11 protein-coding genes, 1 other RNA gene, 2 pseudogenes and 1 riboswitch are annotated in these 12735 nt (G+C 65.9%); of the genes and pseudogenes, 11 read left to right on the plus strand and 3 right to left on the minus strand.

Features of this window, described 5'->3' with window-relative positions; genetic code table 11:
• The first annotated feature begins 1 nt into the window (after position 1).
• From nrdR to thiL, 8 genes are all read left to right on the plus strand, one after another.
• Positions 2 to 526 carry a transcriptional regulator NrdR gene (gene nrdR, locus BLR66_RS12355; protein ID WP_093286807.1) on the plus strand — a complete coding sequence of 175 codons (525 nt, stop codon included), beginning with the start codon at positions 2 to 4 and terminating at the stop codon, positions 524 to 526.
• Between the two features lie 136 nt (positions 527 to 662).
• The gene (gene ribD, locus BLR66_RS12360) at positions 663 to 1769 is read left to right on the plus strand and encodes a bifunctional diaminohydroxyphosphoribosylaminopyrimidine deaminase/5-amino-6-(5-phosphoribosylamino)uracil reductase RibD (protein ID WP_093286812.1); all 1107 of its coding nucleotides are present in this window, start codon (positions 663 to 665) and stop codon (positions 1767 to 1769) included.
• Between the two features lie 103 nt (positions 1770 to 1872).
• Positions 1873 to 2634: a class I SAM-dependent methyltransferase gene (locus tag BLR66_RS12365; protein WP_093286815.1), complete on the plus strand. Its 762-nt coding sequence runs from the start codon at positions 1873 to 1875 to the stop codon at positions 2632 to 2634.
• A gap of 181 nt (positions 2635 to 2815) precedes the next feature.
• A riboswitch (FMN riboswitch) is annotated at positions 2816 to 2992 on the plus strand.
• Between the two features lie 129 nt (positions 2993 to 3121).
• Complete coding sequence (locus tag BLR66_RS12370; RefSeq protein ID WP_093286819.1) at positions 3122 to 3733, plus strand: riboflavin synthase; 612 nt, start codon at positions 3122 to 3124, stop codon at positions 3731 to 3733.
• A complete protein-coding gene (gene ribB, locus BLR66_RS12375; protein WP_093286824.1) occupies positions 3730 to 4836 on the plus strand; it encodes a 3,4-dihydroxy-2-butanone-4-phosphate synthase in 1107 nt (368 codons plus the stop codon). The genes BLR66_RS12370 and ribB overlap by 4 nt, the downstream gene beginning before the upstream one ends.
• 207 nt (positions 4837 to 5043) lie before the next feature.
• Complete coding sequence (gene ribH / locus BLR66_RS12380; protein ID WP_093286829.1) at positions 5044 to 5511, plus strand: 6,7-dimethyl-8-ribityllumazine synthase; 468 nt, start codon at positions 5044 to 5046, stop codon at positions 5509 to 5511.
• Entirely contained in the window at positions 5508 to 5978 is a 471-nt protein-coding gene (gene nusB, locus BLR66_RS12385; RefSeq protein ID WP_093286833.1) for a transcription antitermination factor NusB, read from the plus strand. Before ribH ends, nusB begins: the two co-directional genes overlap by 4 nt.
• 62 nt (positions 5979 to 6040) lie before the next feature.
• Positions 6041 to 6985, plus strand: a complete 945-nt coding sequence (gene thiL, locus BLR66_RS12390; RefSeq protein WP_093287866.1) for a thiamine-phosphate kinase — start codon at positions 6041 to 6043, stop codon at positions 6983 to 6985.
• Between the two features lie 155 nt (positions 6986 to 7140).
• Here the strand turns inward: thiL and BLR66_RS12395 are convergent, their stop codons facing one another.
• Both BLR66_RS12395 and BLR66_RS12400 read right to left on the minus strand, forming a co-directional pair.
• The gene (locus BLR66_RS12395; protein WP_093286835.1) at positions 7141 to 7572 is read right to left on the minus strand and encodes a YraN family protein; all 432 of its coding nucleotides are present in this window, start codon (positions 7570 to 7572) and stop codon (positions 7141 to 7143) included.
• Positions 7535 to 8815: pseudogene (locus BLR66_RS12400) on the minus strand (penicillin-binding protein activator); the annotation flags it as partial. The pseudogene BLR66_RS12400 and the gene BLR66_RS12395, both read right to left, overlap by 38 nt.
• 210 nt (positions 8816 to 9025) lie before the next feature.
• On the opposite strand from BLR66_RS12400, the gene rsmI reads away from it, so the two are divergent.
• The 3 genes from rsmI (at position 9026) to rnpB (ending at position 11463) form a co-directional block, all read left to right on the plus strand.
• The gene (gene rsmI, locus BLR66_RS12405; RefSeq protein WP_093286844.1) at positions 9026 to 9856 is read left to right on the plus strand and encodes a 16S rRNA (cytidine(1402)-2'-O)-methyltransferase; all 831 of its coding nucleotides are present in this window, start codon (positions 9026 to 9028) and stop codon (positions 9854 to 9856) included.
• Between the two features lie 35 nt (positions 9857 to 9891).
• A complete protein-coding gene (gene chrA, locus BLR66_RS12410) occupies positions 9892 to 11082 on the plus strand; it encodes a chromate efflux transporter (protein WP_093286847.1) in 1191 nt (396 codons plus the stop codon).
• A 30-nt stretch (positions 11083 to 11112) separates the two neighbouring features.
• An RNA gene (gene rnpB, locus BLR66_RS12415) (RNase P RNA component class A) lies at positions 11113 to 11463 on the plus strand.
• A 352-nt stretch (positions 11464 to 11815) separates the two neighbouring features.
• On the opposite strand, the pseudogene BLR66_RS12420 reads toward rnpB, so the two are convergent.
• Positions 11816 to 12559: pseudogene (locus BLR66_RS12420) on the minus strand (NRDE family protein); the annotation flags it as partial.
• Positions 12560 to 12735: the final 176 nt, after the last annotated feature.

Genomic DNA, 12735 nt, shown 5'->3' on the forward strand with positions numbered 1-12735 from the left:
AATGCATTGTCCTTTCTGCCAGCACACAGATACCCGCGTCATCGACTCGCGCGTTTCCGAAGACGGCGCGACGATCCGCCGCCGCCGCGAGTGCGAAGCCTGCGGCGAACGTTTCAGCACGCTGGAAACGGTGGAGCTGAAGCTGCCGGTGATCATCAAGGGCGATGGGCGACGAGAATCCTTCGATACGCGCAAGCTGCGGCTGAGCATGGACCGCGCGCTGCACAAGCGCCCGGTCTCGGAAGAGCAGGTAGAGGCCTCGGTGCGAGCGGTGGTCCATCAGGTGCGCATGAGTGGCGAACGCGAATTGCCCTCGCGCAAGATCGGCGATTTCGTGATGGCGGAAATGCGCAAGCTCGATCATGTTGGCTACGTGCGTTTCGCTTCGGTGTACCGCAGCTTTGAGGACGTCGCCGATTTCCGTGAGGAGATCGAGAAGCTGGAGCGCGATCTGCCTACCGCCAGCGGGCAGTTGCCGCTGCTGGGTGCGGATGTGGTGCCGATCGATAAGAACAAGAAGCGCTAGTTTTCCCTTCTCCCCTCGGGAGAAGGTGGCGCGTAGCGACGGATGAGGGTGCGGCGCGAGCGCGCAGATCTCGATGCTCCGTACCCTCACCCCAACCCCTCTCCCGATGGGAGAGGGGCTTCAAAGGCGAAGCTGCATGAGTACGGCATTCACCGCTACCGACCATCTTTTCATGGCACGCGCCCTGCGCCTGGCCGAACGCGGCGCCTACACCACCAAGCCCAACCCGATGGTCGGCTGCGTGATCGCTCACGGCGATCAAATCGTCGGCGAAGGCTTTCATGAGCGCGCCGGCCAGGCGCATGCCGAAGTGATCGCATTGCAGGTTGCAGGCGTACGCGCCAAGGGCGCGACTGCTTACGTCACCCTGGAACCCTGCGCCCATAGCGGCCGTACCGGTCCCTGCGCGGACGCATTGATCGCGGCCGGGGTCGCGCGCGTGATCGCGGCCATGCGCGATCCGTTTCCTCAGGTGGATGGCGCCGGTTTCGACAAGTTGCGCGCCGCCGGCATCGCCGTCGAATCGGGGTTGATGGAAGCACAGGCGCGGCAGCTCAATCGCGGCTTCCTGTCGCGAGTCGAGCGCGGCCGTCCGTGGGTGCGGATCAAGCTGGGCACCAGCCTGGATGGGCGAACGGCGATGGCCAGCGGCGAGTCCAAATGGATCACCGGCGAGGCCTCGCGCCTGGACGTACAGAAGTGGCGGGCACGCGCGGGCGCACTGATCACCGGCGCCAACACCGTGCTGATCGACGACCCTTCGCTGACCGTGCGCCTGGGCGACGACACGCCCTTCGTGGCGCCGCTGCGGGTGGTGCTGGATCCGGGGCTGGCCACCATCGCGCGCGGCAAGGTGCGCGACGATTCGGCGCCTACCCTGTATCTGCACGCGGCCGACGCCAAACCTCCGCGCGATCTTCATGTCGAACGGGCTGTCGCGCCGGTGCTGCACGGCCGCTTCGATCTGGAGGCCGTGCTGAAGTTGCTGGCGGAGCGTGGGGTCAATGAAGTCCAGGTGGAAGCGGGAGCGACGCTGGCGGGTGCTTTCGTTGCCGCGGGATTGGCCGACGAAGTGCTGCTGTACGTCGCCCCGGTCTTGCTGGGCGAACGCGCGCGGCCGTTGTTCGCGGGGTTGGGCATCGATGCGATGGCGCAGCGCGCACAGCTCAAGGTGGTGGATGCGCGCGCCATCGGCGAGGACCAGCGCTTGTTGCTTGTGCCTGTCAGGGCCGAGAGCCCGTAGTCCCCGACATTCCCATGACGTCATCACATCCATGACGTCATCCCAGCGAAAGCTGGGATGACGACGGTAAGGATTTCCGTTGCAACGTATTTCAGAGGTCTCGATGACAACCTTTAAAGACCATTTCTCCCAAGTTGCGGGCGCCTACGCTCACTGGCGCCCCACTTACCCCGATGCCTTGTTCGATGCCATCACCGCAGTCGTGCCTGGCAGCGCCGAGGTGTGGGAACCCGGTTGCGGCAGCGGCCAGGCCACCCGCGGACTGGCTACGCGCTTCGCCCACGTGTTCGCCACCGACCCCAGCGCCGCACAAATCGAGCAGCATTGGGCGAAGGAAGCGGACGCCGCCAAGGTGCGCGTGGCGGTGGAGCCGGGCGAAGCGACTTCGCTGGCGGACCGCAGCGTCGGACTGGTGGCCGTCGCCCAGGCTCTGCACTGGTTCGACCGCGCGCGGTTCTTTGCCGAATGCGGGCGCGTGTTGCGGCCCGGCGGCGTGCTGGCGGCCTGGACCTACCAGGACATGGTGTTTTCCGACGATCTTGCGCCTGCGGCCGGGGCATTCCGTACGCAGATCGAATCCTACTGGCCGTCCGAACGCACACAAGTGGACGCCGGCTATGCGGACTACGCCTGGCCGTTTCCGGCATTGCCCGCACCGGCGCTATGGTTGACCGCCGAATGGAGCCTGCCGCAGCTGCTCGGTTATCTGGGCAGTCTGTCCGCCACCGCGCGCTGCCGCACCGCCACCGGGCGCGATCCGGTCGAAGACCACGCGGATGCTCTGGCTTCGGCCTGGGGCGATCCGCTGCGCGAACGCACCATGCGCTGGCCATTGATCCTGCATTTACGCCAAAAGCCCTTGTAGGAGCTGCGTAAGCTGCGACCTTGGCGCAACAAGCCCACGGGACAGTCGAGCCATGCGGCATGGTTCACGGTCGCAGCTTACGCAGCTCCTACAACGGGTGGCGGGTGGAACGCATCGTCCGGCCGCCCGTGCGTGGCCCGAATGGTAGAATTCCCGCGCCGGTTCGCTGGCAAACACAACGTAACGTCTTCAGGGCGGGGTGAGATTCCCCACCGGCGGTAGGTCCCAGGCGCGTGAGTGCCGCAGACGAGCCCGCGAGCGCCGCCGGCAAACCGCTTCCACAGCGAGCGCCGGAGGGTCAGCAGATCCGGTCCGATGCCGGAGCCGACGGTCATAGTCCGGATGAAAGAAGACGGTCGCGCGCGGCCTTGCGGTCGCGTTGCTTCGTGCCCTGTGGGCGTTTTTCGCATTCACTTCGCGGGAAACGTGTCATGCCCATCGCAATCAGATATTCGCGCGCCCCTCTCCAGACCAGGAGCGGTCGCTGATGTTCACCGGAATCATCGAAGGCGTAGGCCGCCTGGCCCGGTCCGAAAACCGGGGCGGCGACGCTCGCCTGACCATCGAAGTCGGCGGCCTTCCCTTCACCGACGCGCGATTGGGCGAAAGCGTCTCCGTCAACGGGGTGTGCCTGACCGTGGTGGCGTTCGACGCGAATTCTTTCGAAGCCGATGCTTCCAACGAAACGCTGGCGCTGACCACGCTCGGAAGCCTGGCTGCCGGCGCCCTGCTGAACCTGGAACGCGCCATGCGTCCCACCGACCGTCTCGGCGGCCATCTGGTCAGCGGCCATGTCGACGGCATCGGCAAGGTCCTCGACATCCGCCAGGACGCGCGCGCGCAGCGTTGGCGTTTCGCCGCACCGCCGGCCTTGCTGCGCTATGTCGCCAAGAAGGGCTCGATTTGCGTGGATGGCGTCAGCCTGACCGTCAACGAGGTGGATGCGGCCGGTTTCGAAGTGGCGCTGATTCCGCACACGGTTTCCAATACCGCCTTCGCACAGACTTCTGTCGGCGATGCGGTCAACCTGGAGATCGATCTGGTCGCGCGATACGTCGAGCGTTTGCTCGGCACCGGTTACGCAGGAGCGGGCGCATGAGTTTCGCTCCTATTCCCGAGTTGCTGGAAGAAATCCGCAATGGGCGCATGGTCGTCATCGTGGACGACGAGGACCGCGAGAACGAAGGCGATCTGATCATGGCCGCGGAAATGGTCAAGCCATCGGATATCAATTTCATGGTCACCCACGCGCGCGGGCTGGTCTGCCTGTCGCTGACCCGCGAGCGCTGCCGCCAGCTGGGCCTGCCGCCGATGGTCCAGGACAACACGTCGCAGCACCACACCAACTTCACCGTCAGCATCGAAGCGGCCGAGGGCGTCACCACCGGCATCTCCGCCTACGATCGCGCGCACACCATCCGCACCGCGGTACGCCCGGACGTGAAGCCGCAGGACCTGTCGCAGCCCGGCCATATCTTCCCGCTGACTGCGCAGCCGGGCGGCGTGCTCAACCGTTCCGGCCACACCGAAGCGGCCAGCGATCTTGCCCTGCTGGCGGGGCTGGAACCGGCCGGCGTGCTGGTGGAAATCCTCAATGCGGACGGCAGCATGGCGCGGCGTCCGCAACTGGAGGAGTTCGCGCGCGAACACGGCTTGAAGATTGGCTCCATCGAAGAGCTCATCCGCTACCGCCTGAGCACCGAGCACACCGTCGAACGGGTGGACGTGCGCGACATCGAGACCGAGCATGGGCCCTTCAAGCTGCACACCTACCGCGACCGCCTGAGCCATGGCCTGCACTTCGCGCTGCTGCGCGGTCAGGCCGACGCCGCCATTCCCACCCTGGTCCGTGTGCATATGCAGAATCCGCTGGCCGATGCATTGCACTGGCGCCGCGCGGATTTCGGCCCCGCCGTCGGCGAAGTGCTGGCCGCCATCGCCCAGGAAGACCGCGGCGCACTGGTCCTGTTGGGCGAATCCAGCACGCCCGAATCGATGCTGGAGCGGATCCGAGCGGAGGCCGGGCAACACGAAGCCGAAGCGGTGCGTGGCGGCGCAGTGGCCGAATGGCGGCGCAACGGCGCCGGCGCCCAGATTCTGGCCGACCTGGGCCTGGGCAAGCTGAGGGTGCTGGGCACGCCGCGCCGGCAGGTGGGTTTGGCCGGGTATGGGCTGGATGTTGTGGAGTACGTCCCGTACTAACTGTCATGCTGGGCTTTGCCCCCTTTGACAAAGAGGGCTACGGGGGATTTGCTCTTGATCTTGCTTTGGCGCCAAGAGCAAATCCCCCTCAATCCCCCTCAATCCCCCTTTTTCAAAGGGGGAGGCCTGAGGCGTCTTCAAAGGGGGAGGCCTGAAGCGTCGCTTTTCCCCGGCTGCTAAACTTGCCGCCCCATCAGGTACCTGCCCATGCCCCATTACGAAGGCGAATTGCGCGCTCCCGAAGCCGCACGTTTCGCGATCATCGCCAGCCGCTGGAATCCGCGCATCACCGATGCGCTGGTCACCGGCGCGCGCCAGAGCCTGGCCAGCAACGGCGTGGCCGATGCCGCAGTGGATGTGATCCGCGTGCCGGGCGCCTGGGAAATTCCGGTGGCCGCCGCGCGTATCGCCGCAGGCAGCCAGCATGCGGCCATCATTGCGTTGGGTTGCGTGATCCGCGGCGACACGCGCCACTACGAACACGTCGCCGACCGTTGCGCCGAAGGGCTGATGCGGGTGTCGTTGGACTTCGGCATCCCGGTGATGAACGGAGTGTTGGCGGTCGAGCGTATCGAGGACGCCGAAGTGCGTGCCGGCGGCAGCCACGGCAACAAGGGCGAGGAAGCCGCCTTGGCCGCCATCGAAATGGCGCAGCTGCTGGAGCAACTGGCATGAACCGTAACCCGCGCAAGGACGGCCGTCGCGATGGCGTAGATCCGGTCACCCGCGCGCGCGCGCGCCGTCGCGCGTTGCAAGCCGTGTACGCCTGGCAGATGTCCGGAGGTCTGGTGGAGCAGGTGATCGCGCAGTTCGCGCACGAGCAGGCGCATGAGATCGCCGATCTGGAATATTTCGACGATCTGGTGCGCGGCGTGGTCAAGCATCGCGCAAGCCTGGACGAAGCACTGGTCGGTTATCTCGATCGGCCGGTCGAGGAAGTCGACCCGATCGAGCGCGCCGTGCTGCGCCTGTCGGCCTACGAACTGATCCACCGCCTCGACGTGCCGTATCGCGTGGTGCTGAACGAAGCCATCGAAATCGCCAAGCGTTTCGGCTCCGAACACGGGCACACCTACGTCAACGGCGTGCTGGACAAGGCCGCCGCGGACTGGCGCACTCCGGAGTTCAGCGCGGCCAGATAACGCGCGCGGAAAGCAGACAGGCCTCCATGGCCTTCGCAGACGATATGCTGGAAGCCATGGATATCACTGAGTTCGACCTGATCTCGCGCATCCGCGCCCGCGTTCGCCAACGAGGCGACGTGGCGCTGGGCATCGGCGACGATGCCGCGTTGCTGCAGGTGCCGCCGGGCCATGAGTTAGTGGTGACGGCCGATACCCTCAATGCCGGCGTACATTTTCCTGAAGCCACCGCGCCCGCCGATATCGGCTGGAAAGCGCTCGCGGTCAATCTGTCCGACCTGGCGGCGATGGGCGCGACGCCCGCCTGGTGCACCTTGTCGTTGTCGCTGCCGCAAGCCGACGAAAGCTGGGCCGATGCTTTCCTGGATGGATTCCTGGACCTTGCCGACCTATACGGAATCGGATTGGTCGGCGGCGACACCACGCGCGGACCATTGTCGATTTCGGTTACCGCGATGGGCCTGGTCGAGCAGGGGAGCGCATTGCGCCGCGACCGCGCGCAGGTGGGCGACGATGTGTGGGTAACGGGAACGCTGGGCGATGCGGCGGCGGCTCTTGAAGCGTTGCTGGAAAGGCGCGAAGTCCCCGTGTCGTTGCGTCGGCGTCTGGACCGGCCCACGCCGCGCATTGCCGCGGGCCTGCGATTGTCCGCACTCGCGCATGCCTGCATAGATATTTCGGACGGTTTGCTCGCGGACTTGGCGCACGTTTGCGAACGCAGCGACGTGGGCGCGGAAATAGATCTGGCGGACCTGCCTGTCTCGGCGGAACTGGCAGCGGTGCAATCCGCAGAACGCTGGCGCTGGCAAGCTTGCGGCGGCGACGACTACGAGTTGTGCTTCATGGCCTCCCCGCGCGATCGCGATCTTATCGTGCAGGCGCTGGATTTCACCGACGTTTCCGCAACGCGCATCGGCTGCATCGTCGCAGGGCAGGGCGTTCGCGCCTTCGAGGCAGAGAGGCAGGAATGGAAACCACCTAGCCGGGGCTACGAACATTTCGCGTGACATCTGACCAACCGAATATCGTGGGAGCACCGTCTCGGCGCGAGCTTTTCGCTTAGGTAGAACAGAAAAGCTCGCGCCGAGACGGCGCTCCCACGGGATTTTCGACAGGCTCGCCACGAGCCGGACTTGGGCTGCGCTTCTTCGCGTGCGTTCCGCTAGACATCATCTGCGCGAAACGCATCGCGCAGCCAGTTGATCCGCGGCGCTTGCGGATCGCCATCGGCTTCGACCACATCGAACCGGCAAGGGAGGTTGCTGTATTGCCGATGCTGGCCGAGGAAGCTCTGGGCGGCGTGCACCAGTTTGCGGCGCTTGCCGACATCCACTGAAGCCGCACCGCCGCCGAAGGCGCTCGACTGCCGATAGCGGACTTCGACGAATACCAGCGTATCGCCGTCGCGTCCGCTGCCGTCCAGCATCACCAGATCCAACTCGCCGCCGCGATAGTTCGCGTTGGCGGCCACCTCGCGCAGACCGGCGCGTACCAGCGCGTCGCGTGCGGCCGTTTCAGCCAGATTTCCGCGCGTCCTGCGATCCAGCGCAGCGCGCTCAGTCACCGCCGGCGATCGGCGCCGCGCGTCCGCCATTGAAGGTGGACCAGGCCGGCGTGCGGATCACGTTGCCGAAGCCGTCGAGCCTGAGCACACCCGTGGCGCCTTTCACTTCAGCGTTGTCGCCGGTCGCCAGCTTTTCCAGATAGGCGGTGAGCAACCATGCGTCGTAGCCGAAGGCGAAAAGACGCGCTGCCGGTCCGCGTGCGGTCGGCAGGGTGGCGCCGATGCTGCTGGCGGCAGGCAGGCCGCCGATGCCGCGCGCCGTCCACACTTCGGTCGGGTAAACGATGCCGTCCAGCGCGCTGTCCTGTTCCGGCTTGCCGGTTCCGGAAATCAACTGCGAAGTGGCCACGCGGCTCTTGCCGCCCAGGCCGGCCATGGCCAACTGTGGGGCGATCGCGCGGGCAACGCTGCCTTTCAATGCCAGGAACACCGCATCGACGCCGCGCTGCGAGGCGTTGGCCAGATTCGCGGCAATGCTGCCCGGAGCGTCGCTCACGCTGATCGCCTCGACGACCGTACCGCCGCGTTCGGTAAAGCGTTCGCGGAACGCGTTGGCCGCGCGCTTGCCGTTGTCGTCGTTGCCGTTGATCACCAGCGCGGTGCGCCGTTCGCGGCTGAGCAGGTACTCGGCGGCGATGATGCCGTCGTCTTCCGGCGCCAGCGAGAAGCCTGCATTGCCGGACGGCGGGGCCGCCGCACCGCGGTTCAGCGCCAGCACCGGTACCGACAGGTTGGTGTCGCGGAACACCGCGGTCACTTCATCGCGACCCAGCGGTCCGACGATGAAATCCGCGCCGGCCGCAGCAGCTTTGCCGTAGGCCTCTACCGCGCCGGCGGGCGTACCGGCGGTGTCGTAGAAATTGATTTCCGGGCGACGGCGGGCTTCGCCGTAGTAACCCGCCAGCAGGCCATCGCGAACCGGCGCAGAGGCCGTGGCCAGTTGTCCCGAAAGCGGCAGCAGTACCGCCAGCTTGACCGGCGGCCGGTAGCCGTCGCGCTCGGCGGCCGGACGATTGTTCAGGTCGAAACGCCACTGCGCGCTGCGGTCGAAAGGACGGGGCAGCGGCAGACCGCGATTCAGCAGCGCGCGGCCTGCGAAGGCGTACAGCGGATCGCCGACCGGCAATTTGGCGGCATCCCGCGCCAGGGTCGCGTTGTCGATACCGGCCAGCAGGCGCTCGATCTGGCGGGCGTTGTCGATCTTGGCCTGGCCGGTCAGCGCGACATCGTTGCGGGCCAGGGCCGCGGCTTCCTTCAACGCGCCGGTGGCCTCACGGGTAGCGGTCGGGCCGCTCACGTTGGTGGTGGCGCAGCCTGCGAACAGCGCAGCCAGCAGCAACAGGGCGGCAGTATTGAGGGGACGCATCCTTCCGAATCGCTTATCCATGGGTTTGCTCAGCGGCTGTACGTGGGAACCGGCTAGGATTGTACCTTCGGCGGCGCGGGACTGCGTTCAGCCCATTGCCTCAGGAAGCCAACGCACATGTCCGCTGGAACGCTGTTCATCGTCGCCACCCCGATAGGCAACCTGGCCGACCTTTCGCCGAGGGCGCTGGAGACATTGAAGACGGTCGCGGGCATCTGCGCCGAGGACACGCGCCACACCCGCCAGCTGCTGTCCCATTTCGGCATCGACCGGCCGTTGCTGGCCCTGCACGAGCACAACGAAGAAGCGATGTCCGAGCGCATCGTCGAACGCATTTCCGGCGGAGACTCGCTGGCGCTGGTCAGCGATGCGGGTACGCCCCTGGTCAGCGATCCCGGCTATCGCGTGGTCCGTGCCGCGCGCGCCGCGGGCTTGCGGGTCAGCCCCATACCCGGCGCATGTGCCGCCATCGCCGCGCTCAGCGTGGCCGGCTTGCCCAGCGACCGTTTTACCTTCGAAGGGTTCCTGCCGGCCAAATCTTCCGCGCGCCGCGAACGCATGGGCCGCCTGGCCAGCGAAACCCGCACGCTGGTGTTCTACGAATCCTCACACCGCATCGCCGAATCGCTGGCCGACATGCGCGCGGTGTTCGGCGACGACCGCACGGCGGTGATCGCGCGCGAACTGACCAAGATGTTCGAGACGGTGCTCGACGGCACGCTGGCCGAGCTGCATGCGCGAGTGGAAGCCGACGACAACCAGCGCAAGGGCGAGTTCGTGGTGATGGTGCAGGGCGCTGGCGACGACGAGGAAGCGCAGTTGATCGAAGGCAGGCGCCTGTACACGAAGTTGAGCGAGCATCTGCCGCCTTCGACAGCGGCCAAGCTGGCGGCCGAAATCAGCGGCGCGCCGCGCAAGGCGCTGTACGGGCAGGGCGGAGCGGACTGATCGGCATGCAGGGGCCGGCCTCTCCTGGCGGGCAGATGGGGGCAGGAGCCTGGGCCGTTTTCCGCGTATTCCTGCGCTTGGGGCTGACTTCATTCGGCGGCCCCATCGCGCACCTCGGCTATTTCCGCGATGAATTCGTCGCGCGCCGAGGCTGGTTGAGCGAAAGCGAATACGCCGAACTGATCGCGCTGTGCCAGTTCCTGCCCGGGCCGGCCAGCAGTCAGGTCGGCATGGCCATCGGCTTGTCGCGTGCGGGAATTCGCGGTGCGGTGGCGGCATGGTGCGGATTCACTCTGCCATCGGCGGTTCTCATGATTCTGTTCGCGCTCGGGTTGACGCGCTGGGGAGCGGCGCTGCCCGCGGATGCGCTGCACGGATTGAAATTGGTGGCCGTGGCCGTGGTGGCGCAGGCGGTGTGGGGCATGGCGCGCCTGTTCTGCATCGATTCGACGCGTGTGCTGCTGGCGGTGGCCGCTGCAGCGATGGTGTTGTACTGGCCGCAGGCGTGGGTACAGGTGGGCGTCATCGTGTTGGGCGCGGTAGTGGGCCTGTCACTGCGGCGAGTGGCCGAGCCGGCAGAAGGCAGCGGTCTGGCGATTTCGTTGTCCACGCGCATGGGCTTGTCCATGTTGGCGTGCTTTCTTGCGCTGCTATTGCTGTTGCCGCTGGCCGCGCAGTATTTCTCTTCATCCAACTTGCGGGTGTTCGATGCGTTCTATCGCAGCGGCGCCCTGGTCTTCGGTGGCGGTCATGTGGTGCTGCCGCTGCTGCAGGCCGAAGTGGTGTCGCCCGGCTGGATGGACATCAATCGATTCCTTTCAGGCTACGGCGCCGCCCAGGCGATGCCCGGTCCCTTGTTCACTTTCGCCGCGTTTCTGGGCGCAGCGATGTCCGCAGGGCCGGGCGGATGGATCGGCGGCCTGCTGGGCTTGCTCGCGATCTTCCTGCCTTCCTTCCTGCTGGTGTTGGGAGTGCTGCCGTTCTGGTCGCGGCTGCGCCGGCAACGCGGTGTGCAGGCGGCATTGGCGGGAGTCAACGCGGCGGTGGTGGGCCTGCTGCTGGCCGCCCTCTATGACCCGCTGTGGACCACGGCGGTACGCGACTGGCGCGATGCCGCATGGGTGGTGGTGGGCGTGGCCGCGCTGATGTGGGCGAAGCTGCCTGCGTGGCTGGTGGTGCTGGCATTGGGTCTGGGCGGTGCGGTATCGGTCTGGTTTGCGGGCTAATCGGCGCATGCGTGCGACAATGCACGTGGCGGAGTCGGCCAGACAGTCGCGTCACTCGCAAGGGTGCCGAGGAAAGTCCGGGCTCCACAGGGCACGGTGCCAGGTAACGCCTGGGCGGCGCGAGCCGACGGAAAGTGCAACAGAAAGATACCGCCGAACGGTTCTTCGGAACGCGTGGCAAGGGTGAAATGGTGCGGTAAGAGCGCACCGCGAGTCTGGCAACAGACCGGCACGGCAAACCCCACCGGGAGCAAGACCAAATAGGGACCTCATGACGCGGCCCGCGTCGGGTCCGGGTAGGTTGCTCGAGCGTAACGGCGACGTTGCGCCTAGAGGAATGACTGTCCAAGACAGAACCCGGCTTATCGGCCGGCTCCGCCGCTTTCATCTTCGCTTTGCTTCGATGAAAGCCCCAAAACTTGCTTCGCAAGTTTCGGGCCCCGGCTTGTGCGCCCAATTCCCCGCCGCTGTCGCGGCGCCCCCTTTACTAAAGGGGGCTATTGCTCCGCTGATTGTGGCGGTGTGCGACGCGCTCTGCTGCATGCCTGACCCGCGCGAGCGTCGGCCGCGTAGGGCCGACCTACACAATCGATCCGCTTCCGTAGGTCGGGGCTACGTCCCCGACGCGCGCAGACCGTGTCGGCCTGGGAATTTCCGCCGTCGTTCGCCGGAACGGGCTTGCACTCGCATGTAGGCGATGCCCTTCGAATCGCGCGTCGTTGAATAGCGCGTTTTCGCCTTCGAAAACGCCATCCGGGCCGAATCTGCGTTCGCTGATGTAGCCGCGTCCTTCGTAATCGATGGCGATGATCGTGCTGGCGCGGGTGCCGTAAATGGGGTCGCGAATGAAAGCAGGGGAGAGTTTGCGTTCCAGTTCGAGGCCTATGCCGGTGTCGGGCAGCTGCGCGTCGTCGGCATGATGTTCGTCGGCGAGCGCACGCCATAGCGGCTGTGGATCGGTCGCGTCCGTTTCCGACCATTTGAGCATCGCCTCGCACAGGCGTTGCGTCTTGGGCCATGGAATGTCGAAGCCGCCGTTCGACATGCCATGGATGCCTGGCGCGATAGTGCGATGCTCCAGCACCGGATGGTTGCCGATGTATTCGCACGAATCCGCATCGGCGATCAGCAGATTGAAGGGCGAATAGTCCCGCGCGCTTGCCGCAAGGTCGCGGGCATGGCGAGCCGCGTCGGGGTCGATGCCTTGCAGGAAACCCACCGGCAACGCCCCGCGTGAAGGTCCGGAAATCGTCTGCGCCAGCGGATCGCGCACATTGGTGACCACGGCGACGCGCCCGCGTGTCTCGATTCCTACCCAGGTGCCTCCGGATTGCAGATCGCGGCCGGCCCGGATGCCGGCCGGCTCCGGCCACAGCGCCAGCGGGGCCGTGGGGCGGGCATGGAATTCATCCCGATTGCCGGCCATCAGCAGCCGCCAGCGGGGGTGGACTTTCCAGGCGACGGCGACCAAGCACATGCCCCCGATTTTCGATCCTTGCGCAGTCCCTGACCAGCGGAACAATCTCAATGCTGAATGATACGAGAGTTGTTCACATCCCTTCCACGGCCCTGAATCCATGCCCAATCTCAAAATTTGAGACTAAACAGCATGTTGTGGATAACCTTTGAACAAGTTTGTGAAGTATGCCGCAA

Source organism: Pseudoxanthomonas sp. CF125, from assembly GCF_900104085.1.
Classification (GTDB): Bacteria; Pseudomonadota; Gammaproteobacteria; order Xanthomonadales; family Xanthomonadaceae; genus Pseudoxanthomonas_A.

Coding starts and splice junctions, on each gene's coding strand:
- nrdR (WP_093286807.1), top strand. CDS start 2: ATGCATTGTCCTTTCTGCCAGCACACAGATACCCGCGTCATCGACTCG.
- ribD (WP_093286812.1), top strand. CDS start 663: ATGAGTACGGCATTCACCGCTACCGACCATCTTTTCATGGCACGCGCC.
- BLR66_RS12365 (WP_093286815.1), top strand. CDS start 1,873: ATGACAACCTTTAAAGACCATTTCTCCCAAGTTGCGGGCGCCTACGCT.
- BLR66_RS12370 (WP_093286819.1), top strand. CDS start 3,122: ATGTTCACCGGAATCATCGAAGGCGTAGGCCGCCTGGCCCGGTCCGAA.
- ribB (WP_093286824.1), top strand. CDS start 3,730: ATGAGTTTCGCTCCTATTCCCGAGTTGCTGGAAGAAATCCGCAATGGG.
- ribH (WP_093286829.1), top strand. CDS start 5,044: ATGCCCCATTACGAAGGCGAATTGCGCGCTCCCGAAGCCGCACGTTTC.
- nusB (WP_093286833.1), top strand. CDS start 5,508: ATGAACCGTAACCCGCGCAAGGACGGCCGTCGCGATGGCGTAGATCCG.
- BLR66_RS12395 (WP_093286835.1), bottom strand. CDS start 7,572: ATGGCGGACGCGCGGCGCCGATCGCCGGCGGTGACTGAGCGCGCTGCG.
- rsmI (WP_093286844.1), top strand. CDS start 9,026: ATGTCCGCTGGAACGCTGTTCATCGTCGCCACCCCGATAGGCAACCTG.
- chrA (WP_093286847.1), top strand. CDS start 9,892: ATGGGGGCAGGAGCCTGGGCCGTTTTCCGCGTATTCCTGCGCTTGGGG.